The sequence below is a fragment of the Rhodococcus sp. MPR-R1B genome (assembly GCF_058793255.1).
In genome coordinates, this window is record NZ_JBXAFO010000003.1 from 158,158 (window position 1) to 181,873 (window position 23,716).

The window sequence follows — 23,716 nt, forward strand, 5'->3', positions numbered from 1 at the left end:
CTTCAGACTCGTCGAGCCTGATCAGCCCAGTAGAGTTCTCGGAGATCCTTCTTGAGGACCTTCCCGTTGACGCTGCGCGGGAGTCGTTCGACGAAGTCGATTCGCTTGGGACTACGAATACCTCCGAGCTTGTTGCGGCACAGAGCAATCAGCTCGTCGGCACCTACTTCTGCGCCCTCGTTGAGCTCGACGACAGCGGTGACGGCCTCGCCCCATTCCGGGTCCGGAATGCCGATGACGGCACAGTCCTGCACAGCGGGGTGCGACCAGATCACCTGCTCGACCTCAGCTGGGAAGACGTTGAATCCGCCCGAGATGATCATGTCTTTCTTGCGGTCGGTGAGCGTCAGAAACCCTTCGTTGTCGAGGTATCCGATGTCGCCGGTGTGAAGCCAACCGTCACGTATGGTGTCGGCGGTCGCCTCGGGGTTGTTGTAGTACCCCTTCATGACCAGGTCTCCGCGTACGCAGATTTCGCCACGCTCACCGCTCGGAAGCGCGTTGTCTTCGTCGTCGCGGATTTCGACTCTGATCAACGGCGACGGCCGACCACAAGACAGCAATCGGGCGTCGTCGGCGATCTCGCCGTCGACAAAGTGCTGCTCGGGGCGCAGGAAACTGATGGAGCCGGGAGCTTCTGTCTGGCCGAAGCATTCGATCATCACCGGACCCAGAACCTTCAAGCACTTGCGCAGCTTCTCGGCCGACATCGGGGCAGAACCATAGAGGAAGTACCGCAGCGACGTGAGATCGTAGTTCGCCAGATCCGGATGTTCGATCAACCGGTAGATCACGGTGGGCGGCAGGAACAGGTCGGTGACGTTGTATCGGTCGATCGACTCGAGCAGGGTCTCCGGATCCGGCCGCTTCAACACGACGACGGCGCCGCCGCGGGCAGTTGCCGGCAGGGTCAGCATTCCGGCGGAGTGCGTCATGGGGGCAGCCGCGAGGTTGACCACCTTCTCGTCGGCGCGATAGTGCATGGCAAGCATCAGCTGCGCAACACACATCGAGAAGCTGCGGTGGGTGTTCATCACGCCCTTGGGAGCGCCTGTCGTACCGCCGGTCGGCGAAATCATCGCCACGGAATCCTGCGGAACGTCGACCCTCGGATGCGTCGACGGAGAATCGCCGAGCCAGTCCGTCAAAGCGCGGGCGTAGTCACGAACACACTCGGCGGAGTCCACTGCTCCTTCGAGGCGGATGTACTGGATGCGGTCGCCGACTGCAGCGTGAATCTCGTCTACAGCTGCTGCAAGCGCAGGGTGATAGAAGAGAATCTCGCAATCGAACTGGTTGACGAATCCAATGCTGTCCGTGATCGGACTGTTCGGGTTGAGAGGCACCCAGGTTCCACCGGCACGCCAGGCAGCGATGACGCATAACCACGCCGCTGGATCATTGGGAGAGAGAACGCCGATCTTCGTTTCCGGCTTCATTCCGTCTCGCAGCAACGCGTTCGCGACACGACAGGACAGCGAACCCGCTTCTTCGAACGTCCAGTCGACGTCGCCGTGACGATATGCGATGGCAGCGGGATCGACGCTCCACCCTTGGTCGAAGAAATCGGAGAGGGCCATGGGAAACCATTCCTTCCTTCCTGCGGGCCGCAGCGTCCCAGGAAGTTGTCAGTAACTGTTTACATCTCGGCGAAACGTAAGCTCCCCCGGCCGACCTGTCAACCATCGACAACTGCAAAACTGTTGCACAACAACAGAATAGAGCTAACAGTCGAACAGACTCAGCAGAATCATCCCGTCTCGTACACTAAACCATACGCCATTAGGTTTACCGAAGGCGTATGCGTTGACCATTTAACCGAACTGCGTTAGATTAACCGATGTGACTTGAGGCACATCGATTCAGTGTCCACTCGAAAACTGCTGCTGGTGAACATCACCCGAGCGCACAAGCCAAGTCACACCCGCAACCACCCCTTCCGACTAAGGAACACGATGGCTTCAGCACGCGAACTGATCGATGCGTCTCCACTCAGCAGACTCCAAATACGGGTAATCCTTCTGTGCACGCTGGTCAACATGGCCGAGGGATACGACATCCTTTCGATGTCACTCGCCATACTGCCGATCACGGACGACTGGGGAATATCCGGCACCCAGTCCGGCATGCTTTTCAGCGCCGGCCTCATCGGCATGGCGGTCGGCTCGATCGCCTTGGGACCGGTCGGCGACCGATACGGGCGCCGCCCCCTGCTGATCGGTTCGCTGGTCGTCATCACAGTCGGTCTTCTACTGTCCGCAGCGAGCGGCGACGTCACACAACTTGCGCTTGCGCGTCTGCTGGCCGGCGTCGGTATGGGCGGCATCATCCCGAGTTCGCCGATCATCGTCGGCGAGTACGCACCTGCACGCAAGCGCTCGACGCTCATCGCGCTGTTCGCGATCGGCATTCCACTCGGGGGTGTACTCGGCGGCGCCGGAGCAGCGGTGCTGATGTCGACGTACGGCTGGCACTCCGCATTCCTGCTCGGCGCGGTCGTCACGGCGATAATGGCGGGCGTGGCCTATTTCGGAATCCCCGAATCGCCGGACTTCCTCGCCGCCAAGGGAACCGAGTCGTCGCGAAAGAAGCTGGACGAACTGATTTCCAAGATGAAACTGACCGGAGTCCCGGCCACGGGTAATCACACGACACCCGTGCGCCGGTCACCGAACGTCTCCGGATCTGCTCACCTGAAGTCCTGGGCCCTGGCGACGACATGCATCGTCTTCGGCCTGGTCAACATCGCATACTTCTTCGGCAATACCTGGACACCGAAACTTCTCAAGCTTGCCGGCATGTCCAACAACGCCGGAATCAGTGGTGGACTGATGTTCTCGCTCGGCGGCGCGCTCGGAACGCTGGTCTTCGCCGGCCTGGCCCTTCGATTCGCCTCGATGTGGATCACGATGGGCTTCATCCTCGCCGGCTCGCTACTGTTCGGCGTCCTCGCTCTGGTCTCGACTCAACTCAGCCCCGCGCTGGTGGCGTCAGCTCTGCTCGGGCTGTGTATGACCGCGGCCTACACCGGCCTGTATGTCATGGTGCCTATCCTCTTCCGCCCCGAAGCACGTGTCTCCGCTCTCGGAATCGCAGCGGGACTCGGCCGCATCGGAAGTATCGTGACGCCGTTGGGGATCGGTCTACTCGTCGACCGATCCTGGACGACGGAATCCATCTTCTTCCTCTTCGTCGTACCGACCCTGCTCGCCGCCGCAACGATCGCATACGCGCAGGTTCGCAATACCAAGGAATCAGTCGCCCTTGCCGTCGACGGCGAAAAGGCATCTGTACCTGCCGCTTGATCAGATCGAGTTATCCACCTGGTCGGCGTGAAGAACCCCGTAGAGGAAACTTCGCATCATCTGTTCGTACAACTGCCTGGGCGTACGTTGATTCGACTTCAGCGCGGCGTCGAGAACCGGGTGGGCAATTCGATCTACGTTGGCAAAAACGGCGGAACGCTTGGCCTCGGGCCTCATCGCCTCAGTGAGGGTGACACCCAAGGTCAGCTTCTCGAGGCCGTCGAGGATCTGAACATGCAGCCGCACAGGAACTCCCGAACCCTCGAGGTAATCTGCTGCAGCCTCGAACATGTCAGTCACGAGGTCTCGCGGAAGAAACTGCAACATCACCGGCGCGGCATTGCGGTGACGCAGAATCACATCCCGAAAGTTCAAGCCGTACGCGACAACCCAGTCCTGCCAATCACCTGACGCGGGCTGACGCGGAATCCTGGTCTCGAACACGATTGCTCGCGCAACCTCCGTCAAAATCTCGTTCTTGTCGGAGAAATGGTGATACAACGACGGAGCTTTGACGTCGAGGTACTTAGCCAGACGCGGAAGGCTGAAAGCGTCCAAGCCCTCGGCATCGATAATCGAGATTGCTGCGGCAACTGCGGTGGTTCGGCTGATCAACGGTTTCGACGGTCGAGCCATGTCGCTCTTCACTCCTGATTTGCTCGGCGTCCGAAGATCGTACAAGCACCGATCGGAAGGTCAGGACAAGCGCATCGAACCCGTGTCGATGTACCGCCGATGGAACGAGAATGCCTCGCCCAGGATGTGCGGCGTCTGCCCCGCGCCCGGCTGAGCGTCGGCGCGAGCGATGTAATCGCGGAGCAGTGGCCGGAACTCCGGGTGAGCACAGTTGTCGACGATCAGGCGCGCGCGTCGCCGCGGAGACAGACCGCGCAGATCGGCCAACCCCTGCTCGGTGACCAACACCTGAGTGTCGTGCTCGGTGTGGTCGACGTGCGGAACCATCGGAACGATCGCCGAGATCTCACCCCCGCGGGCCGTCGACGGGCTCAAGAACATGGACACGTAGCCGTTACGAGCGAAGTCTCCCGAGCCGCCGATTCCGTTCATGATCTTCGTCCCCATGACGTGCGTCGAGTTCACGTTGCCGTAGATGTCGGCCTCGAGCATGCCGTTCATGGCGATGATTCCGAGTCTGCGCACCACCTCTGGGTGGTTGCTGATTTCCTGCGGACGGAGCGTGATGTGGTTGCGGTAGAAGTCGATGTTCGCGGTCAGTTCTTCGATGCCCTCGTCGGTGAGCGCCAAAGCCGTCGACGACGCATGCGCGACGGTTCCGTCCTTGATCAGCTTGAGCATCCCGTCCTGGATGACCTCGGAGTAGCAGGTCAGGCCGCGGTACGGCCCCCGATCGAGACCGCCGAGCACCGCGTTTGCGACATTGCCGATGCCTGCTTGCAGCGGAAGCAAGGTATCCGCCGGCATCCGTCCGGCGCGCACCTCGAAGTCGAAGAATTCCAGGACGTGGCCGGCGATCGCCTCACTGACGGCGTCGGGTGCAGTGAGAGGGCTCGCGCTGTCTCGGCAGTCGGTCTCGACAACGGCCACAACCTTCGCGGGATCCACTCGGAATGTCGTCTGGCCGATCCGGTCTTCGACGCGGGTGATCTCGAGAGGCTTGCGATGCGGCGGCAACGCGGTGCCGTAGTAGACGTCGTGGATGCCTTCCATCGCCTCGGGCACCCAGGAGTTGACTTCGAGAATGACCTTGTCTGCGACGTCGAGCCACGTCTTGTTATTGCCGATCGACGCGGAGGGAATCAGTTCACCTGATTCGGTGATACCGGCGACTTCGACGACCGCGACGTCGACGTTGCCGTAGTAGCCCTCCCACACCTGCTGAGCAACGTGGGAGAGATGGATGTCGACGTAGTCCATGCGACCGTCGTTGATGCGGCGACGCGCGGTGGCCTCGGACTGATACGGCATACGCAGCGCGATTCCGTCGACCTCGGCGAGCAGCCTTTCGGTCTCGGTGGACACCGACGCGCCGGTCAGGAGATTGATCGTGAAGTTCGATCCGTTGCCCCGGGTGTGGTGAATGCGCTCGGCCAGCGCCGGAATGATGACCTTGGGAGTACCGGCACTTGCGAAACCGCTGATCGCGACCGTGTCGCCGGGGTGAATGAACTTCACAGCGTCGGACGCGGCCATCACCTTCGACGCAAAGGCTGTGGCGCGAATGCGGCTGGAGGTGGCTTTGTGTCCGGTTTCACCGAAGGTTGAACTCACGACACCAGGATAAACAGGGCACGTCGAAGCGATTTACGGGGATAACCCAGACAGAATCGCTCCGACGTGCTAGGGGCTCGGGTCAGCTGACGACGCCGTAGGCACCCTCGCCGACCAGGCTCGCAATTCGATATTTCTGAATCTTGCCCGAGCCGGTCAGAGGAAATGCTTCTGCACTGAACCACTCCTTGGGTGCTTTGTGGCGTGCCAGTCGCTCGCTGCAGAACTCGACCAGTTCGGCTGCGGTCGGCTGGTCGGACTCGTCTTTCCACCTGATGACGGCAACCACCCGCTCGCCCCATACCTCGTCAGGCACACCCACGACCGCTACATCGAGGATCTTCGGATGTGTGAAGATCACGGACTCGACCTCTCGCGGATAGATGTTCTCCCCGCCGCGGATGATCATGTCCTTGAGCCGGCCGGTCACCCGGACGTATCCACGCTGATCCATCGTCCCCAAGTCGCCGGTATGTAACCAACCGTCCTTGTCCACGGTGGCGGCCGAAGCCTCCGGGTTGCGGAAGTATTCGGTCATGACGAGGTACCCGCGCGCGCAGATCTCACCTTGTTCGCCGAGTGGCACGCTGTCCCCGGTCACCACGTCGGAGATCTTCACCTCGACCTGCGGCAACGCGAGACCGACCGTCTCCGATTTGTCTTCGGGGGTGTCGGCGGGGCTGGTCTGCGTGATCACGGGGCTCGCCTCGGTTTGTCCGTAGACGATGCTGAACCCCGCACCGAAGGCCGACTCCACCGTGCTCACGAGTTCGGGCGGGACCGACGACCCACCCGACACGACCACCGAACAGGTCGAGAAATCGCGGCTCGCGAAGCTGGCGTCGTTGATCATCGCGATCAGCATCGTCGGAACTCCACTGACCACATCCGCGCGAAAGCGTTCCGCCGCATCGAGAACCGCAGTCGGGTCGAAATACTGGATCAGACCGATGGACATTCTTCGCTGTGCGGCGCCGAGGACCAGGATGCCGCACCCAGCGGTGTGGAAGAGCGGCATCGCCGAGACCACCGAACCCCGTTCGGGGAATTGACCTCTCCGACTGACGAAATCGGCATTGTTGACCAGTCCTCGGTGATGCAGCAGCGCACCTTTGGGAACTCCAGTGGTTCCCGACGTGTACTGGATCTGCGCATTGTCGTCAGGAGAGACTTCGGGCAGTGCGCCCCGTTCGCCCGCCCAACCTCGAACCTGACGATCCCAGTCCTCGAAGTTCACTGCCAGAACTTCTGATCCCGCAATCGAAATCGCCTCGGACGCAACAGCCGCCATGTCACCGCCGCGAAACTTTCCGGTGTGGAACAACCCGCGGGACTGGGACTGCGACAAGACGTACGCCAACTCCTCGGCGCCCAACGCCGGATTGGCAGTCACCAGAACCATTCCGGCGAGCGCGGCGCCGTACTGCAGAATCATCCACTCCGGAATGTTCGGAGCCCAGACCGTTATCCGGTCGCCGCGGTCGAACTGCGACAAGAGGTAATGCGCGCACCCCTCCGCTTCACCCAGGAGTTCCGCAAAGGTCCAGGTGCGATCCGTCTCGGAGGCACCGGACAACGAATGCGATTGCGTCGGAACCACTTCTCTGATTGCAATCAGGTTCGGCGAGTCCGCGGCGCACTCTCGGAGCAGCCCGCCGACCGTTTGTTCCACTATCGGGTCCGACACGTCCGCGGGGAAGTACGACGTTTCGAGAACACTGCTCATCTCACATCCACTTTCTATCGTGAAGGGGTGTCGGATTCGGGGAGCGGCCCGCCTCCGTCTGGAATCTTGCGGCCGGAATCGCGGTACTGCACCGCGGCGTGAAATCCGTCGCGTTCGGCAAAATCCTTGAACCAGCGCCCTTCCGGCGAGTGACGCGTAATTCCGTCGAACAGGGTTGCCAGCACCTGGGTGCCCTGCAACCCCATGTTGTCGTACGCCTGATTGATCATCATCTTCTGCATTGCCAATTGATTGAGCGGGACACCGGCGATGCGATCCGCCAACGCCTCCACCGCAGCGTCCAGTTCGTCGGCCGGCACCGATTCGAGCGCCAATCCCCAATCGGCGGCGGTGACACCGTCAATGGTGTCTCCCGTCAACAACATTCGCTTGGCGCGTTGCGCCCCGAGGCGGTACACCCACATAGCTGTGGTCGGGCAACCCCAGACGCGAGCAGGCGGGTATCCGATGCGGGCGTCGTCAGCCATGATCAGCATGTCGCAGGACAGCGCAATATCGCTTCCGCCTGCGACTGCATGACCCTGAACTTTGCAGATGGTCGGCTTGAGCGATCGCCAGAGGGTGAAGAAGTCATCGGTGTTCTGCTTCATGCCCCGAAAGTCCTTGATGGGGTCCCACACCGGGCCTTGATTCCACTTTCCGTCGAGATCTCCTTCGGCGAACTTCTTGAGGTCGTACCCGGCGCAAAACGCCTTGCCTGCGCCTTGCAAGATGATCACGCGAACGTCGTCGTCGTCATTGGCCGCCGCAACTGCATTTCGGATGTCCGACGGCATCCGATCGTCGATTGCGTTGAGCCGATCGGGGCGGTTCAGGGTGATGTACGCCTTACCACCAGAGGTCTCGTATTTCAGGGTCGCAAAATCTGTCATCATCGGTCCTGTCGATCGAGCGCATCTCGAACGAAACGAGTTGCGCTAGTTCTGGGTGAGCAGCAGGCGAACGACGCCCGCCCATTGACTGATCGAACGACGCGCAGAGGCATCGCTCTTGTGTACCGCCCGGGACAACGCCAAACCACGGAGCATCAGCACGGTTAGATCTGCAATTTGCGAATAGTTCTCGGAAGCAACAATTTCAGGCCCGAACGCGTCATGGACAACTCGCTGCAAATCCCGCCCGGCGACGCGCTCCGATTCGCGGAGAACCTCCGCCAACACCGGATCCGTCCGAGCCGCCGACCACAGTTCGAGTTCCGCTTGGAACGGCGGCTGAGTCAACGCCGAATACAAAGCGGAGATCGAGTTCTCGATCGTATCCACCGACGGGTCTTGTCGAGACATCGCCGACCTCACCGCCGCCTCGTTCCGCACGACGATATTCGACACCAACGCGGCAGTGAGCTCCTGCATATTCGGAAAGTGGTGCAGGAGAGCGCCCCGACTGACTCCGGCAGCCGTTTGAACCGACTGCGTCGTCAACGACGAATACCCGTCCGCTATCAGTAAATCCGTTGCCGCATCGAGAATCCGGTGGCGCGTGGCTTCGCGCTGCGCGTCACGCAGGGTCACGGTCACACCTCCAGCCTCTCGAGTGGCATGGCTCACAGTTTCACAGTCCATTCAGACTGTCAACGGTTGAAGACCTCCGGCGTACCCTCGATCCACCGGACCTCGGACTGATCGGAGCAACAAGTGAGGACCTCACCGCCGACCGTCTCGCTGACACTCGATCAACTTGCCTCACGCGCCGCTTCACTGATCACCGACAACGGCCGATACATCCTCGGCATCGCGGGAGCCCCTGGAGCCGGGAAATCGACGGCTTCACAGGCAATTGCACAGAAACTGGACTCACTCTGCACCGTCGTCGAGATGGACGGCTTTCACCTTGCCAATCGGGAACTCGACCGACTCGGCAGGCGTGGACAAAAAGGCGCTCCGGAAACTTTCGACGCCGACGGATACGCGGCGCTTCTACACCGCCTCCGATCGGCAGACTCCATTGTGTACGCGCCCGTCTTCGATCGCGAGATCGACGAATCAATCGGTAGCGCAACCGCTGTCGAGCCTCGAACACCGTTGATCGTCACCGAGGGAAACTACCTCCTCCTACCAAACGGCAGCTGGCCACAAGTACGAGCGGCGATCGACACCGTCTGGTACCTCGAGGTTCCGGAGGCGACACGCACGCAGCGGTTGGTGAAACGCCACAGCCGCTTCGGGAGGAGTTCCGAAGCGGCCGCGGACTGGGTGAGACGGGTGGATCAACCGAACGCCGACATGATCGCAGCGGCCAGGTCGCGTGCGGATCTGATCGTCAGAATCGAACGGTCCGAGCCTCAGTGATGTCAGCTGAAAACCTAAGAACCGCCGCCGGTTCCGAGAAAAGTTGCCAGCCCGACAACTCCGGCGATTCCGCCGAATATCGCCGCTAATGCACCGGCGACGGTGATAACGCTGTCGAGCGCTTTGAGATCGGTGTCGGATGAACCCATGGCAGTCTCCTGGAGTCAATTGAAAGTGGGGTTGAATGTGCGCCGAAGTGCGCAATGTTGTACACGTCACTTTACCGGCATTCGCGACCCGGATCAACGAAAATTCTCTCCAAATATGCTGCACTGCAACATATTTAAACAGCAGCTTGCAGGTCCACTGAGACACGACGACGGCCACCGGCCCGCAGCGCGGACAGGTGGCCGTCGTTGTATATTGTCGAGGAGTCAGACGCTCGTCACATGCATGACGTGCTTGGCCCTCGTATACTCCGCCAGTGCGAGCTCCGACAGATCCTTGCCGTAACCCGACCCAGCGAAGCCACCGTGAGGCATCTCAGCGGCGAGCATTCCGTGGGCTCCCACCCAGACGCAGCCGAAGTTCAAGTCGGCCGTCATCCTCATCGCGGTGCCGTGGTCGGACGTCCACACGCTCGACGCGAGAGCGTACTTGGTCCCGTTCGCAAGTTCGATCGCTTCAGCCTCGTTGGAGAACGACTGCACGGTGACAACCGGCCCGAATATCTCTTCCTGGACCAGCTCGTCTTCCTGCTGCACCCCGGAAATGACAGTCGGCAGATAGAAAAAACCGGGTCCAGCTGGCCTTCCCCCGCCAATACATACGTTCGTATTTGCTGAGCGCCTCTCTACCAACTCCGCCACTCGATCACGGTGAGCGCGGCTGACCAGGGGGCCGAGACAATCGCCCGATTCCGGGCCTCCCAACCTCAAGTCCGCGGCCGCAGCCGTCAACTTCTCGGTGAACTCCTCCGCAACCTCCTCTTGAACGAGAATCCTCGTCACAGCGGTGCAATCTTGACCGCTGTTGTAAAAGGCTCCGGCAACAATCCCCGCGACTGCGCCGTCGAGGTCCGCGTCGGCGAAAACAACGGCGGGTGCCTTACCTCCGAGTTCGAGATGCAACAGCTTGACGTCTTCCGACGCGGCCTTTGCGACCGAAATACCCGCTCTCGTCGATCCCGTCAGCGCAATCATCCGAGGAACCGGATGAGCGACGAGCGCGGCTCCGGTATCGCGATCGCCGCACACTACGTTCAGCACCCCGGGCGGATAGATCTGCGCTGCAAGCACTCCCAGCATCACCGCGGTTTCCGGAGTCTCCTCGGCCGGCTTGAGCACGAGCGTGTTTCCCGTCGCAAGTGCCGGCGCGATCTTCCAGATCGCCATCATCAACGGGTAGTTCCAGGGAGCGATCGCACCGATCACGCCAATGGGTTCACGTCTGACATAAGACGTAGCACCCTCCATGTACTCCATTGCGGCAACGCCCGGCAGAGAGCGGGCAATACCCGCGAAGTACCGCAGAAAGTCAACACCCTGCGGGATCTCGTCGTCTCGCACCTGCCTGAGAGGCTTTCCGGTACTGCGGCATTCGACCTCGAGGAAATATTTCGCGTTTGCTTCCAGCGCGTCCGCGAGGGCCAGCAGCAACTCCTGACGGCGCGCAGGGGTGGACCGGCGCCAGGATCGCGCAGCCTTCTCGGACGAACGGCAGGCGCGGTCGACGTCATCGGCGGAACCGACGGCAGCACGGGCGTATGCGGTGTCGGTCACCGGATCGACCAGCACGGAAAGTCTGCCTGCCGGGCTCTCGCACGTTCCGTCGATCACGTGACCAAACGTTGCGACAGTCATCGAAGTTTCCACCGTCATGAGCGCGATCCGGGGAGCGCGACGAAGAACTTCTTCGACGGCTCAACCGTCTCCCAGGTACCGCGAAACGACTGCGGCACAAAAAATGCTTCCCCAGCCGAGAATTCGCGACGGTTTCCATCGAGGTCGGTCAGCGCCACCCGGCCGCTGATCATGATGCAGACCTCGTCGTACGGGTAAGGATCACACAAGAGCGTGCCGGGCTCGCCTTCCCAACCACCGCCGAAGTATTCCCCGTTCGGGTCTCCGAACGACCGCCATTCGGATTCCGACCAGTTCGGGCTCGCATCGTCACCCCACTCCGGGACGAACCGCGTCCCCAGTCCTGGCCCGAATGTTCGAATGTCGTTGACACTCATGTCAGTTTTCCTTCGTGTTGGAGCTCGAAATTTTTCCAGCAAACAGATTCAGTACGTTCGTAGTTATTTGCTCGGTAAAGGGATCGTGATGGATCAATCCGTTCACCCATTCGGTGGAACCAGCGTTGAACACCGTCCCGAGACCTCGCTTGTGACAGGCAACCATTCCCGATCCGTATTCGAGGTCACGGAGATGCTCGGGAGGCTCACTGCCGTAGAAGCATTCGATGATTCCCTTCACCTCGGCAAAGGGCGCACCGATCGGGACCGCCCCGTTCCACTTGTCTCGCGAACCCGAAACTGCCGGCGCCATCGCGATGATCTCCAGATCCTCGGGAGCGCCGTCGACGCCGGTCGCATACGGCTGGCCCTTCCGGAACGTGAAATCCACGCCGTCCATCTCGAATCCGGCAACACAGATCGGGGCGATCCCGAAGTTGTCTCCGTAGTACAGGTCGGTTCCGTTCAACGCCCAATGATCCGGCCGGTATACCGTGAAACCGCCCGACGATCTGGGAGTTGTTGCACCGTAACGATTGTAGACTCCCGCCATGCCGGTCAATCCCATCGTCCGCGCTCCCGGTCGGGCAACCTCGGGTGAATCCCACGCCGTCGTCACCCGGGTCGGGTCGACTTCTCGCATCGGATCTTCGAACGGATTCTTGTAGCAGATCTGTGCGTCACCTTCAATGCGTACCTGCCACAGGAAGTTCCCGCCGAATCGCGCCAGACCACCGCCCTCTTCTACGAAGGCGTCGATACGATCACGCATTTCCCACGACCAATACTCGTCGTGGCCGACGATGACCGCACATGAATATCCTTGCAGCGCTGAAGGATCCTCGTGCAGATCGTGTTGGGTGATGTGGTGGACGAGGAATGCCTGCTCTTCCGCCCACACCGTGAACGGGCGTTCGTACGTGGCCCAAAAGGCGTCCGCATGGTGACGCGAGTAGCCGTTCACCCACGCCCATTCGTACGGCGGGTGACGGGGTATCCATCCGATTCCCGGTGTGTCGGTGTGGATGTTGCGTGCTGCGCCCTCGGGTTTGCGCAACATCCCCCGTGCGACCGGACGCTGCGTCGAGGAAATCGGTGTCGGCACATCGCCGGAGCCGTCCGGAACACCTCGGTAGTGGTTTGCCCCACCCCAGTCGTTGTAGGCCAACATCGTGCTGGTGGTGTGAATGAGAACGAAGTCGGTGGGCTCGGGTTCGCGCGCCTTGACGACGAAGAAGCCCTCCCGCTCGACAACCACTCCTTGGTGGCGCATGCGCACCAGTACCAAATACATCCCCGATTCCCAGTTCGGCGCAACGGTGAGGGCAACGGATTCAGACCAATCGCAACCGGCTGCATAGGCGTCGTCGGGCGTGAGCTGTTGTTTGCCCGGCAAACCGAGGTACTTGACGATGCTCTGTGGACGTGCGCCGTCGCGCACCACCTCGAGGTCGTATTCGTCTGCTGTGGTGTGAACTCGAAGAGAGACGGTTTCACCGGCGAAGTACGAGAACTTGTCGGCGTACACCCAGATTTCCGGCTCTCCTGGAACCGATCCCGGCCGTTCGACCAAACCGCCGGGGACCGACCATGCGTATTCGCTCATGCTGACAACACCTCGATCGAGTGGTTACGAACCCACAGGCTCCGAAATACACCCACCGCAAAAGCAGCGATCAGTGGCGCCACGAACAGCAGATTCTGACCCGCGGTCAATCCAGTCATGGTGCCCATGTTCACTTGCAGGAATCCGAGAGCCACGACGAGTGCAACAGCAGCGAGCGAGGGGGCGATCAGCCTCTGCCACAACCCTTCTCCCCGAGCTCCTGTCGAGAAGAATCGGACTACGGCAATCGAGGTCAGGATCTGCAGAGCAAGTACGGCGATGATGGTGGGGGTATTCGTCCACAGAACAACCTCCGTGTACGGATCTGCCGGGGTCAACGCAAATCCTGCAATCGCGACGAACACCAGAACGCCCTGGACGATTCCGGCGACGCTTGGCGTACCGGTCGTCGGTGACACCTTCGCCAGAACCACGGGGAAGACTCGCGCTCGGCCCATGGCCAGTAGATAGCGACTACACGCATTGTGGAGTGCCAGGCACCCCGCGAAAAAGCTTGTCACGATAAGCAGGTGCATGACGTTCGTCATCGCTTCGCCGGCGAATTCACTGTTGAGGTCGAAGATCAGTTCCGAAGGATCACCGCCGAGGAAGTCGACCATCCGACTCGGTCCCACGGCCTGCACGATCACCCAGGCGCAGAAGGAATAGACAACTGCCAGCGTGATCACCGCCGTGTACGTAGCGCGGGAGACAGTGCGCTGGGAATCGACGACCTCCTCGCTGTAGATCGCCGTTTGCTCGAAACCGACGAACGACGTGAATGTCAGCACGAAGACGCTGGCCAAGCCGGCGGTCAGGAAGGTCGACGGTGAGAAACTGGTCAGTGAGAGCCCTTCGTGTCCGCCTTTGACCAAGACCGCAATGCAGAAGACGGCGAGCACACCGAGCTCGAGTGCCATCAGCACTGCGAGCACCTTGGCGCCGATGTCCACCCGGTTGTATCCCACGACAGCTACCAGAACGGCGATTGTCAGTGCACATGCGTAGACGGGCACGGATATGTCGAACAGACTGTCCAAGGTGGCCGACGTGAAGATGCCGCATGCGACGACGAACCCGATCTGGCCACCGAGGTATCCGACGTAAGCCACTACGGAGGATCCCGCGCCGACGATCGCGCCGAGCCCTTCGGTGATGTAGGCGAAGAAGGCGCCGGCACCTCGGATATGCCTGCTCATAGCGGTGAATCCGACCGCGAACAGCAGATAGATGATTCCCGGAATGATGTAACCAACCGGAAGTGCAGCGCCCGCGGTCATCAGTCCGAGCGGCGCGAAGCCGGCCAGGATGGTCAGCGGAGCTGCGGCGGCGATGACGAAGAAGACCAGGTGTCTGCTGTTGATCGTCCCCCTACGAAGCCCAGGAGTATGTCCGGGCGGATGTGGGTCGGGAGCTGTGCCCACCGTTCGCGGGTCGGTGTTGTCGGTCATGGAGTGACTCCGTGCGTTATCGCAATTATGCGCTTGGACTGGAACGAGTGCGCCATGTGTGTCCAGGAAATCCATTCGGCGTTCGACTGGCGTTCCATGAGCGTGCCGAATCGTTTCGACAGTGTCAATAGCTGTGGTGAAACGATTCGGCATTTGCTTTCTCTAGACAACCGTCCACCAACTGCAGCAGCGCCCGATGTTCGAGCGTTACTCTGGGGTAGAAACCGACCGGCGAGTAGAGGAACGACCCCGATGTCCATGCCGAACACTCCGACGCTGCGCGATGTCGCGACTGCCGCCGGTGTCGCCGTGTCGACCGTTTCTTACGCGCTCAATGGCAAGGGCAGAGTCGACTCCGCGACTCGTGCACGCGTTCAAGAAGTTGCCGACCGCCTGGGATACCGGGCCAATCGCTCGGCACAGAATCTTCGGACAGGCAGAACTGCCACACTCGGACTGATGCTCCCAGCGCCGGACGAGTTGTCCTCGGCCGAATACCTCAACTTCGACTGGTACGGGCGCGTAGCGACCGCCGCGACCCAGGCTGCATTCCACGCCGATCACTCACTCCTACTACTGCCGTCGACGAAAGATCCGAACGGACTGCGACGCATCGAGATGGACGGCGTACTGGTCGTCGACCCGATGGTCGACGACCCACGCGTCGAGGTTCTGCAGAAGATCGGAATCCCCTCTGTCGCAGTGGGTCCTGGACACTCCGGACAGTTCAGATACTCCACTTCGCCGGACCTCGTTTCCACCACGGAAACCCTTCTGAACCACCTCGCCGAACGTGGCGCAAGGGACATTCTCGTCCTCACTCCCGGAATGCATTCGGAGTGGACCCGCGCAACGACTTTCGCTTACTTCGAGTGGTGCCGCGCCCGAGGCGTGGTACCACGCACCAGCGAGGAATTGACGTCGTTTCCGGGCGCCAGCACCGTCGAAGGCCTCATCGGCGCCGCGTATGCGGCCACCCGCGAGGCCCTCGACTCCGCGACTCCGCCTGACGCGATCCTGTCGTTGATTCTCGGTTGTGCCCCCGCAGCGGCGCGAGCTGCCCTCGATCTCGGGCTGTCGATTCCCGGCGACGTCTTGATTGCACAGGACAGCGACGAACCAGCCCTGCTGGTTTCGCAGCCCCCGATCACCGCCTTCGACTTCTTCCCCCAAGAACAGGCGGCAGCGGCCGTGCATGCACTGTTGGCGCTGGTCAACGGTGACGAACCCTCTGCGCCGACCCACACCCGTAGCGAACTACGAATACGAGCAAGCACCGCAAATTCGCTCACCCCATGAATTCACTCGGCACCGATAGACTGATTTCCTGACAATCGTCCGTCGCAGACCGAGAGGAATCAAGCCATCGCGCACCGCTCCCGCGACCGCTTGGCCAGGTACCTCGCCGTAGCGCTCGTCTGCATCTTCACGCTCGTGATCTCGGTCGCCAGCGCCTCCGGTCTCGACCGCGATGTCCCTCCGGTGCGCATCGCTTACGCCGCTGCCGCAGATACTTTCGGCGATCTGTATCTCCCACCCGGATCGGACGGCGACCTGCCAGTCGTCGTATTGATCCACGGCGGCGGCTGGGCGCAGAAGAGCAATCTCGAGTACGCGGGTGCGTGGGCAAAAACGCTGACCCCCTACGGAATTGCGGTCTGGAACATCGAATACAGACGTATAGGTGGGCAGGGCGATTGGCCGACTACTCTCTCCGATACCGTTGCGGCGACCAACGCGCTTGCCGGCATCGTTCAGGAAAAGTCCTCCGGGCGACTGGATTTGGGCCGCGTGCACATCGCCGGATACTCCGCGGGCGGACAACTGGCCGCGTGGGTCGCGTCGCGACCACAACAGGACACGGATGCTCCTGCGCCTGAACTCAACGTGCCGATTCGTTCGGCGACGATCATGGCCGGCGTCTTCGACATGACACTCGCCGCAACCGCGGGCAAAGATCGATTTGTTCGAAATCTTCTGGGCGGCATGCCGGTCGATCATCCTGACCGTTACCGCATCGCGTCACCGATCGAACATCTCCCCACCGGGCTCCCCGTCACGGCGATCCACGGACTCGGCGACAAGGTCGTGTCGGTCGAACAGAGCCGGCGCTATGCCCGTGCCGCACGAGCAGCAGGCGACGTGGTCGATCTGATCGAACTACCCGGCGTCGGCCACGGCGACTTCGGCAACCCGACAACCAACGCCTGGGCTATCACCAAGCAAGCAATAATCGATCACGTAAACACTCCTTGAGCAGGTGAAACCGTCTACTGTGAGCATGATCGCCCGCAAAAGGATTAGCTGAAACCAACTCCATGACGTACGGTGGGGTTATCAGAGGGCAGCCGTCAGTCAGGCAGCCGGTCGCTTCGCCCGGAACGACAGTTCCAATATTCGTTCCAGGGGCAGACTTCCAGTTCGGTGCAAATCCGCGCCTTTGATCACTACGCACTTTCATCAGTCCCGCAGATTGTTGACCAGGCCGAAGGCTCCGACAGAGTCCGCCGCCAATCGCGTACCGACTGCACCAGTATCAACATGCGCTACACACCGCACGGGTCCAAAACCCATGTGGTTCAAAGGAATACCTTGTACAACACCATGATTCACCCCGACGACACGAACAACCAGACGAACAGTGTCCCGACAAACGGACTACGGATCCCGACTACTTCGGGCCGTCTCCGCGAACGGGCTCTCGAAATTGTCTGCACGCTCTACCGCTGCAGCACAGACGAAGCCGCTGACCTGCTGGTACGACATTCTCAGACCAACAACCTCAAGGTCACCAGCCTGATCAAGGCGCTTGTCGCCTTGATCGACGAGGACACCTCCGGCACCGGCTACGGAAGCAACAACGCGCTGGCGTCTCACTTCTGGCTTCGCGAGATCAGGAATCTCAGCCAGGCCCACCGACGCAGCGATCACTTTCACCGCCATCTCGTCGGCGCGTAACAGTCGCTGAACGACAACTGACCTGAAACGACAGCTGGGGCAGTACACGGAAATCGTGTACTGCCCCAGCTTCGTGTTTTCAGTTGTCAGGCGGAAGCCGATTCTCGGCAGTCAGGCGGAAGCTGATTCTCGGCAGTCAGGCGGAAGCCGATTCTCGGCAGTCAGGCGGAGGCCGATTCTCGGCAGTCAGGCGGAGGCCGATTCCTTGTTGAGGTCCTGCCGCACACCGTCGGTGTCGGTCGCCTCGTCCACGTGCTGCGGAGCGAAGAGCAGGCAGACGATGCTCAGGATGCACATGCCGATCAGCAGTGCGATGACCGGCCAGATGCTGCCGGTTGCCTTGTACATCAGCGTCGAGACCAGCGGAGACAATCCGCCGAAGATCGCGCCGGCACCCTGGTACGCCAACGAGATACTTGTGTAACGAGCCTGCGGCTTGAACATCTGCGAGAGAACGGCGGCGATCGGACCATACGTGGCAGCAAGCACCAGTCGCATGACCGCAAACGTCAGGAAGATCAGGAACACGGATCCGGACTTCAGCACCAGGAACTGCGGCGCTGCGAGTATTGCGACCGCAGCAAGACCCCAGATGACCACGCGGACGCGCCCCACCTTGTCGCCGAGCCACGCAACTCCCAGGGTCGCGATCAACTCGACCACTGCAGCGACACTGAGCGCGTTGAGAATCAACGTCTCCGACAAGCCGACGTCGGGGTCGGTTGCGTATGCCGTGATGAAGGTCGTCACGAGGTAGTAGCCGCCGACTGCGACCGGCAGAATGCCGATACCAAGGATGATCGGACGCCAGTTGGTCACCAGCGCGTACTTGAGCGGCAGCATCTCCGGAACGTCCGCGGACTTCACCTCGGACTCGAAGACCGGGGACTCCTCGACCTTCAGGCGAACGACCAAGCCGACCAGAATCAGCAGTGCCGAGCAGAGGAACGGCAGACGCCAAGCCCACTCGCGCAGAGCGTCGTCGCCGAAGGTGGAGAGAATGCTGAAGAAACCGGTGGCAAGAAGGGCGCCGGCCGGGTTGCCCAGCTGAGCGAATCCGCCGTAGAAGGTCTTCTTGTCCTCGGGAGCATGCTCGACGGCCATCAGGACCGCGCCACCCCATTCGCCGCCAACGGCGAAGCCCTGGACGAAGCGGAGTACGACCAGCAGTAGCGGCGCCCAGAACCCGATCGACGCGTACGTGGGCAACATGCCGATGAGGAATGTTCCTGCACCCATCAGCGTCAGGGTGACAACAAGAGCGGTGCGTCGGCCCATCTTGTCACCGACATGGCCGAACACGATTCCACCAAGGGGGCGGGCGAAAAACCCGACGGCGTACGTCGCGAACGCCGCCGCAACGCCGGTCAGGCGATCGGTTCCGGGCGGGAAGAAGATGTCACCGAACACCAGGGCGGCTGCCGTGGCATATACGTAGAAGTCGTACCACTCGATGGTTGTACCGACGAAGGCTGCAAATCCCGCCTTGCGGGCCTTCACGATCTGTTGCTCTCGGTTCATTACTTTTCCTCGGTGGTCGAAGTGCTCGACAATAGGTGGTTATAACCTGAATGTGCGAGTTCGCCGTCGATCCAGGTCTCCCGGACCTCGATCTGCGCAATCGCGTCGGCCGGAACCTCGAGGAGATCCGCGCCCAGAATCACGAAGTCGGCCCGCTTGCCGACCGAGATGCTGCCAAGTTCCGCTTCACGGCCCAGCGCACGCGCGCCGTTGAGCGTGTGAGCCTGCAGTGCCTGGTCGGCGGAGATGCGGAGTGCATCGGAGCCGAGCTGATGGCCCTGACGTGTCACACGAGTGACGGCTGCCTGAATTGCCTCGAGCGGCTTGGGCTCTGCGACCGGGGCGTCGGAGCTGATGGTCACGGGAACCTCGGCAGCGATGAACTCCCCGAGCGGGTTGAACCGCTCGCCCGGAGTGCCGATCGCCGCGGTGACGCCCTCACCCCAGTTGTAGTAATGCTGCGGCTGGTTCACCGGGTAGACACCGGCCAGGTTCATCCGGGCGATCTGCTCGGCAGTCGGGAGTCCGCAGTGCTCGATGCGGTGACGCGCGTCGGCGTCGGGGTGAGCCTTCTGCGCTGCTTCGATGGCGTCGAGCACCATGTCGATGGCGGTCGGCGACTGCGCGTGCGTGGCGGTCTGCAGACCCACGGAGTGTGCCTTGGCAATGAGCTCCGAGTAGTCCGCCGGCTCATGGTAGAGCTGCCCGGTGCGGCACGGGTCGCCCACGTAGCCGTCGGGGAAGTATGCGGTCCAGCCGCCGAGAGTGCCGTCGGCGTAGAACTTGATGCCGCCGAACGCGAGCCGCGAATTGCCGAAGGCGCCATGCATTCCCGTGTCGATGACGTGATCGAGGAGATGGCTGAGCATGTACATGCTGACGCGCGTCTTGAGCTGATCCTGCTCGGCCAGACGCAGGTACATGTCGAATTCACGACGCGTCACCTGGCAGTCGCCGATGGTGGTGACGCCGCCGGCCAGGAACTTGTCCTGAGCGACCGACAGCTGGCGAAGGTGCTCTTCCGGCTCGTCCTCGAGATGGAAGTTGGGTCCGTGATGGCCGACCTTCACACCGTTGACACCGGTGAGGATGTTGCACGCGGCGTCGGACAGCTCGCCCGTCAACTCGCCGTCTGCGTCTCGGAAGAACTCGCCACCGGCCGGGTTCTCAGTGCTCGCATCGATGCCGTGCTTGTCGAAAGTGAAGGAGTTGACGACGCCGCCGTGACCGCTCGCGTTCATGAGGTAGACCTCGCGATCGGTGGCCACCTGATCGAGCTCTTCCTTGAGCGGATGACGCCCTTCGATCAGGTTGCGGTGCTCATAGCCGTATCCGCGAATCGGGACACCTGCAGGAGCTGTGAGTGCCGCTTCCTGAAGCAGGGCAATGATTCCGGGAATCGAGTGCGCCTTCTCCGGCCCGCAGTCCACCCAGCTGAGCATCTGTCCGTACATCAACGGGTGTGCGTGCGGATCGACGAATCCGGGGACGACGGTGGCGCCGTCGAGTTCGACCACCGCGGTCGTGCGAGTGCTCAGGCGTCGCGCCTCCGTGCGGCATTCCTCGAGTGTCCCCACCGCGGCAAAGCGGTTTCCGAACACCAGGAACGCTTCGGCTCCCGCCGTGCTGTCGTCAACGGTGTGGATCTTGGCGCCGGTGAAGATCGTGGCGGTGGCGTCGAGCGGCGAGGCTTCGTGCGTGTGCAACTTGCGCATGGTGGTCCTTCGTCGAGATGGTGGTGCAGGTCACTGCGTGTTGAGCGAAAACTACGCCCTGACCTGGAGCTATGCAATGCATCAAAGTTTCAGACCAGGTGGTACACAACTTTTTTGTACAAGTTTTCGAGCATTTCTGCACTTATCCACATCATCTATGCCCACATGCGACTGTTCTAATAGGAAGCTCATACAGAAAAATCTCTGGAAAAGTTGGGGCATCCATGACGGTCGATCTCGATTCCAAGCTCATAGCTGCTCTTCAACGCAATGGGCGAGCGACGTACCGCGAACTGTCCGTGGCGGTCGATGCCCCACGCGCGGCAGTGTCCACCAGGGTGCAGGCACTACTCGACTCGGGAACGGTGTCCGTGGTTGCCGTCGCACACCCCGAACTTCTCGGCCTGAAGGCACTCGCACACGTGTCGATCGCCGTGTCCGGACCGATGACCCCGGTACTGGACGCGTTGATCGGATCCGAGGCTGCGGTCTACATCTCGGCAGTCAGCGGGCAGTACAACGTGATCGCAGAACTTCGGGTGCCCAGCCACGACGATCTGTACCGCGCCATCGCCGAACTCCGCTCACAGCGTGGCGTCAGATCCGTGAGCACGCTGGTCTACGTCGACGTCATCAAGGGAATCTTCATGCCCGAAACCGCTTTACAAGCCGACATCCGACTCGATTCGACGGACGTCACCTTGATCGAACTGCTCGAACGCAACGGGCGCATGCCATTTCTCGAGCTGGCCGAACACACCGGCCTGTCGCCGAGCGCTGTGCGCAATCGCGTCAATCACCTGATCGCGAGCACGGCACTGCGCGTCGGCGCTGTCGTCAAGCGGCGAGGTGGTGGCCGGACGCTGGCGATGGGCATCGGCGTCAATCTGGGCTCACGGGACGACAACGCGGTATCGGAGATCGAGTCCCTGCCCGGAATCGAATTCCTCGCGCGGACCCTCGGACGGTACGACGTGATCGCGACGGTCGCCGCCAACTCGTCCAACGACCTCCATGCCCTGTCCGAGCGAATCCGGGGCATCGACGGTGTCAGCGGCTTGGAATCGTGGGCGCATCTCGAGGTTTTCAAGGAGCACTACGCCCGCAGCCTGGACGTACGCGGATAATTCCCAAGTCATTGACCCACTCGTGAGAGCGCGCTAACCTCGGACAAAGTCATTGACTCACTTACCCGAGGTGGCACACATGTCCGACTCCGGACGCAAGGTAGACATCGTCGCTGCGGCGATCGAGGAGGCGATATCGACCGGCCGATGGCCCGTCGGATCAAAACTCCCGCCGGAGACCGCACTGGTCGAGGAATTGGGAGTCGCCCGAAACACCATGCGAGAAGCGGTACGGGCGCTTGCACACGCCGGAGTTCTGTCCGTTCGTCACGGTGGCGGCGTGTACGTCATGGCGGCGTCGCCGGTCGAAGGACTACTCGGGCGCAGGCTCGCCAGAGGTGACGTTCTCGACGTACTGAGCTTGCGACGCGGACTCGAGGTCGAAGCCGCGCGACTTGCAGCGCAGCGCCACACCCCCGAAGATCTCGCGCGGATACATGCAGCCTGGAATGCCCACCCCGGTCACGTCGGCGGCTTCACTGTCGAAGCCGGCATGGCCCTGCACCTTTCGATCGTCGAGGCGTCCCACAATTCCGCACTGATCGACGTCTACCGGGGAGTCCTTGCCGCCGTGACGGATTCGCTGTCCGCCGTCAGTGTCGGTCCAGGTTTCCACGTCGACGAGCACCGACCCTTGATCGCTGCCATCGAGAAACGCAACCCCGACGAAGCAGCGCGCGCGGCGGGCGCAGCGCTCGATACGGTCATCGACGCAGTCGAAAGGAGCTTGGCGTGAATCAGGGAAACTGGAACGGTACGACGTATTCGCCTCTTGCCGAGCAACTCTCACCGGCATCGACGGAGGCACTGCGCTCGATCGGGCATGTGAGCACGGTGTACGACGTCTGCGCCGGAACCGGGAACTTTGCGCTCCCGGCGGCTCAGTCAGGCATGACGGTCCACGCACTCGACCTCTCCGCCAGCCAGCTCGAGGTCGCACACAAACGCTGGATTCCCTACCCCGGCACTACCCAACCCACCTTCACGATCGGCGATGCGCAGTCTTTACCCTGGCCGAATTCGAGTGCCGACGCCTGCGTCAGCATCTTCGGGATCATCTTCTGCCCCGACCCCTCGATTGCCCTCGCAGAGATGATGCGGGTGACCCGGCCAGGCGGAAAGATCTGCGTCGCGACGTGGTCGGAGAACGGGTGGGCAGCAGCACTCCGCCGGGAGGCCGCCTCGGCGCGGAATGGCATCACACCACTACCGACGACATGGTCGAGCTCGAGCGAATTCGAGAAGGCAGCAGCCGGATTGGAGTCGGTGAGCTCGGCCTCCCACCTGCTCGAGTGGCAACTACCAGCCGGATCGGATCCCGTCGAGGAACTGTGCGACCAGGCACCGGCGTTGAAGAACTTTCGCGAGGCCGTTCGAAGCACCGGGAATTGGGCTTCGATGTCAGCGCACCTCCGCTCGACGCTCGAGCCCTATCTCAGGTCGAGTGCGCCAGGCCCCGTCGCCACCAGCGAATACATCCTCCACGTTGGCACTGTCCCGAACTCTGACACCGCGTTCTTCCGAACGCGCGGGTAACCCTCTTTGCCGGATACGGTCTCTTCACCGTCC

Annotated in this window: 21 protein-coding genes; 8 read left to right on the forward strand and 13 right to left on the reverse strand. The window is 61.5% G+C overall.

Annotation, left to right across the window (positions count from 1 at the left end):
• Positions 1 to 2 precede the first annotated feature (2 nt).
• Positions 3 to 1,580 carry an AMP-binding protein gene (locus AC1Q61_RS06025; RefSeq protein ID WP_141488218.1) on the reverse strand — a complete coding sequence of 526 codons (1,578 nt, stop codon included), beginning with the start codon at positions 1,578 to 1,580 and terminating at the stop codon, positions 3 to 5.
• A 375-nt stretch (positions 1,581 to 1,955) separates the two neighbouring features.
• Here AC1Q61_RS06025 and AC1Q61_RS06030 point away from each other — a divergent pair, with 375 nt between their 5' ends.
• On the forward strand, positions 1,956 to 3,305 hold the full coding sequence (locus tag AC1Q61_RS06030; RefSeq protein ID WP_020971159.1) for an MFS transporter: 1,350 nt from the start codon (positions 1,956 to 1,958) through the stop codon (positions 3,303 to 3,305).
• Here AC1Q61_RS06030 and AC1Q61_RS06035 read toward each other — a convergent pair whose 3' ends face one another.
• From AC1Q61_RS06035 to AC1Q61_RS06055, 5 genes are all read right to left on the reverse strand, one after another.
• The gene (locus AC1Q61_RS06035) at positions 3,306 to 3,941 is read right to left on the reverse strand and encodes a TetR/AcrR family transcriptional regulator (RefSeq protein ID WP_031333860.1); all 636 of its coding nucleotides are present in this window, start codon (positions 3,939 to 3,941) and stop codon (positions 3,306 to 3,308) included. It abuts the gene before it with no gap.
• Positions 3,942 to 4,001: 60 nt separating this feature from the next.
• The gene (gene scpC / locus AC1Q61_RS06040; RefSeq protein ID WP_492651170.1) at positions 4,002 to 5,555 is read right to left on the reverse strand and encodes a succinyl-CoA:acetate CoA-transferase ScpC; all 1,554 of its coding nucleotides are present in this window, start codon (positions 5,553 to 5,555) and stop codon (positions 4,002 to 4,004) included.
• A gap of 82 nt (positions 5,556 to 5,637) precedes the next feature.
• On the reverse strand, positions 5,638 to 7,281 hold the full coding sequence (locus AC1Q61_RS06045; RefSeq protein ID WP_492651171.1) for an AMP-binding protein: 1,644 nt from the start codon (positions 7,279 to 7,281) through the stop codon (positions 5,638 to 5,640).
• Positions 7,282 to 7,295: 14 nt separating this feature from the next.
• Complete coding sequence (locus AC1Q61_RS06050) at positions 7,296 to 8,174, reverse strand: crotonase/enoyl-CoA hydratase family protein (RefSeq protein ID WP_020971163.1); 879 nt, start codon at positions 8,172 to 8,174, stop codon at positions 7,296 to 7,298.
• 45 nt (positions 8,175 to 8,219) lie between these two features.
• On the reverse strand, positions 8,220 to 8,813 hold the full coding sequence (locus tag AC1Q61_RS06055) for a TetR/AcrR family transcriptional regulator (RefSeq protein ID WP_020909519.1): 594 nt from the start codon (positions 8,811 to 8,813) through the stop codon (positions 8,220 to 8,222).
• A 123-nt stretch (positions 8,814 to 8,936) separates the two neighbouring features.
• Between AC1Q61_RS06055 and AC1Q61_RS06060 the strand changes: the two genes are divergently transcribed.
• Positions 8,937 to 9,590, forward strand: a complete 654-nt coding sequence (locus AC1Q61_RS06060; protein ID WP_492651172.1) for a nucleoside/nucleotide kinase family protein — start codon at positions 8,937 to 8,939, stop codon at positions 9,588 to 9,590.
• Positions 9,591 to 9,604: 14 nt separating this feature from the next.
• Here the strand turns inward: AC1Q61_RS06060 and AC1Q61_RS06065 are convergent, their stop codons facing one another.
• The 5 genes from AC1Q61_RS06065 to AC1Q61_RS06085 all read right to left on the reverse strand — a co-directional run bounded on the left by AC1Q61_RS06065 (position 9,605) and on the right by AC1Q61_RS06085 (position 14,826).
• Positions 9,605 to 9,739, reverse strand: a complete 135-nt coding sequence (locus AC1Q61_RS06065) for a hypothetical protein (RefSeq protein ID WP_492651173.1) — start codon at positions 9,737 to 9,739, stop codon at positions 9,605 to 9,607.
• A gap of 225 nt (positions 9,740 to 9,964) precedes the next feature.
• Positions 9,965 to 11,410: an aminobutyraldehyde dehydrogenase gene (locus tag AC1Q61_RS06070; RefSeq protein ID WP_492651174.1), complete on the reverse strand. Its 1,446-nt coding sequence runs from the start codon at positions 11,408 to 11,410 to the stop codon at positions 9,965 to 9,967.
• Positions 11,407 to 11,769, reverse strand: a complete 363-nt coding sequence (locus tag AC1Q61_RS06075) for a cupin domain-containing protein (protein ID WP_492651175.1) — start codon at positions 11,767 to 11,769, stop codon at positions 11,407 to 11,409. The genes AC1Q61_RS06070 and AC1Q61_RS06075 overlap by 4 nt, the downstream gene beginning before the upstream one ends.
• A 1-nt stretch (position 11,770) precedes the next feature.
• Complete coding sequence (locus AC1Q61_RS06080; RefSeq protein WP_492651176.1) at positions 11,771 to 13,375, reverse strand: N,N-dimethylformamidase beta subunit family domain-containing protein; 1,605 nt, start codon at positions 13,373 to 13,375, stop codon at positions 11,771 to 11,773.
• Positions 13,372 to 14,826 (reverse strand): APC family permease, encoded by a 1,455-nt coding sequence (locus tag AC1Q61_RS06085; RefSeq protein ID WP_492651177.1) that lies wholly within the window; start codon positions 14,824 to 14,826, stop codon positions 13,372 to 13,374. The genes AC1Q61_RS06080 and AC1Q61_RS06085 overlap by 4 nt, the downstream gene beginning before the upstream one ends.
• Positions 14,827 to 15,078: 252 nt before the next feature.
• Between AC1Q61_RS06085 and AC1Q61_RS06090 the strand changes: the two genes are divergently transcribed.
• The 3 genes from AC1Q61_RS06090 (at position 15,079) to AC1Q61_RS06100 (ending at position 17,784) form a co-directional block, all read left to right on the forward strand.
• Entirely contained in the window at positions 15,079 to 16,125 is a 1,047-nt protein-coding gene (locus AC1Q61_RS06090; RefSeq protein ID WP_492651178.1) for a LacI family DNA-binding transcriptional regulator, read from the forward strand.
• A 90-nt stretch (positions 16,126 to 16,215) separates the two neighbouring features.
• Positions 16,216 to 17,082 carry an alpha/beta hydrolase family protein gene (locus tag AC1Q61_RS06095; protein ID WP_492651179.1) on the forward strand — a complete coding sequence of 289 codons (867 nt, stop codon included), beginning with the start codon at positions 16,216 to 16,218 and terminating at the stop codon, positions 17,080 to 17,082.
• A gap of 336 nt (positions 17,083 to 17,418) precedes the next feature.
• A complete protein-coding gene (locus AC1Q61_RS06100; protein ID WP_024487573.1) occupies positions 17,419 to 17,784 on the forward strand; it encodes an ANTAR domain-containing protein in 366 nt (121 codons plus the stop codon).
• 186 nt (positions 17,785 to 17,970) lie between these two features.
• Here the strand turns inward: AC1Q61_RS06100 and AC1Q61_RS06105 are convergent, their stop codons facing one another.
• Both AC1Q61_RS06105 and AC1Q61_RS06110 read right to left on the reverse strand, forming a co-directional pair.
• Positions 17,971 to 19,305 (reverse strand): MFS transporter, encoded by a 1,335-nt coding sequence (locus AC1Q61_RS06105; protein WP_020909524.1) that lies wholly within the window; start codon positions 19,303 to 19,305, stop codon positions 17,971 to 17,973.
• A complete protein-coding gene (locus tag AC1Q61_RS06110) occupies positions 19,305 to 21,020 on the reverse strand; it encodes an amidohydrolase (RefSeq protein ID WP_020909525.1) in 1,716 nt (571 codons plus the stop codon). The genes AC1Q61_RS06105 and AC1Q61_RS06110 overlap by 1 nt, the downstream gene beginning before the upstream one ends.
• 224 nt (positions 21,021 to 21,244) lie before the next feature.
• Here AC1Q61_RS06110 and AC1Q61_RS06115 point away from each other — a divergent pair, with 224 nt between their 5' ends.
• From AC1Q61_RS06115 to AC1Q61_RS06125, 3 genes are all read left to right on the forward strand, one after another.
• Positions 21,245 to 22,147, forward strand: coding sequence for an Lrp/AsnC family transcriptional regulator (locus AC1Q61_RS06115; RefSeq protein ID WP_046379499.1), 903 nt, complete (start codon positions 21,245 to 21,247; stop codon positions 22,145 to 22,147).
• A 79-nt stretch (positions 22,148 to 22,226) separates the two neighbouring features.
• Positions 22,227 to 22,883 (forward strand): FadR/GntR family transcriptional regulator, encoded by a 657-nt coding sequence (locus AC1Q61_RS06120; RefSeq protein WP_205907056.1) that lies wholly within the window; start codon positions 22,227 to 22,229, stop codon positions 22,881 to 22,883.
• Positions 22,880 to 23,683, forward strand: a complete 804-nt coding sequence (locus AC1Q61_RS06125) for a class I SAM-dependent methyltransferase (protein ID WP_205907057.1) — start codon at positions 22,880 to 22,882, stop codon at positions 23,681 to 23,683. The genes AC1Q61_RS06120 and AC1Q61_RS06125 overlap by 4 nt, the downstream gene beginning before the upstream one ends.
• Positions 23,684 to 23,716 lie beyond the last annotated feature (33 nt).

Coding starts and splice junctions, on each gene's coding strand:
- AC1Q61_RS06025 (WP_141488218.1), bottom strand. CDS start 1,580: ATGGCCCTCTCCGATTTCTTCGACCAAGGGTGGAGCGTCGATCCCGCT.
- AC1Q61_RS06030 (WP_020971159.1), top strand. CDS start 1,956: ATGGCTTCAGCACGCGAACTGATCGATGCGTCTCCACTCAGCAGACTC.
- AC1Q61_RS06035 (WP_031333860.1), bottom strand. CDS start 3,941: ATGGCTCGACCGTCGAAACCGTTGATCAGCCGAACCACCGCAGTTGCC.
- AC1Q61_RS06045 (WP_492651171.1), bottom strand. CDS start 7,281: ATGAGCAGTGTTCTCGAAACGTCGTACTTCCCCGCGGACGTGTCGGAC.
- AC1Q61_RS06050 (WP_020971163.1), bottom strand. CDS start 8,174: ATGACAGATTTTGCGACCCTGAAATACGAGACCTCTGGTGGTAAGGCG.
- AC1Q61_RS06065 (WP_492651173.1), bottom strand. CDS start 9,739: ATGGGTTCATCCGACACCGATCTCAAAGCGCTCGACAGCGTTATCACC.
- AC1Q61_RS06070 (WP_492651174.1), bottom strand. CDS start 11,410: ATGACGGTGGAAACTTCGATGACTGTCGCAACGTTTGGTCACGTGATC.
- AC1Q61_RS06075 (WP_492651175.1), bottom strand. CDS start 11,769: ATGAGTGTCAACGACATTCGAACATTCGGGCCAGGACTGGGGACGCGG.
- AC1Q61_RS06080 (WP_492651176.1), bottom strand. CDS start 13,375: ATGAGCGAATACGCATGGTCGGTCCCCGGCGGTTTGGTCGAACGGCCG.
- AC1Q61_RS06085 (WP_492651177.1), bottom strand. CDS start 14,826: ATGACCGACAACACCGACCCGCGAACGGTGGGCACAGCTCCCGACCCA.
- AC1Q61_RS06090 (WP_492651178.1), top strand. CDS start 15,079: ATGTCCATGCCGAACACTCCGACGCTGCGCGATGTCGCGACTGCCGCC.
- AC1Q61_RS06105 (WP_020909524.1), bottom strand. CDS start 19,305: ATGAACCGAGAGCAACAGATCGTGAAGGCCCGCAAGGCGGGATTTGCA.
- AC1Q61_RS06110 (WP_020909525.1), bottom strand. CDS start 21,020: ATGCGCAAGTTGCACACGCACGAAGCCTCGCCGCTCGACGCCACCGCC.
- AC1Q61_RS06115 (WP_046379499.1), top strand. CDS start 21,245: ATGACGGTCGATCTCGATTCCAAGCTCATAGCTGCTCTTCAACGCAAT.
- AC1Q61_RS06120 (WP_205907056.1), top strand. CDS start 22,227: ATGTCCGACTCCGGACGCAAGGTAGACATCGTCGCTGCGGCGATCGAG.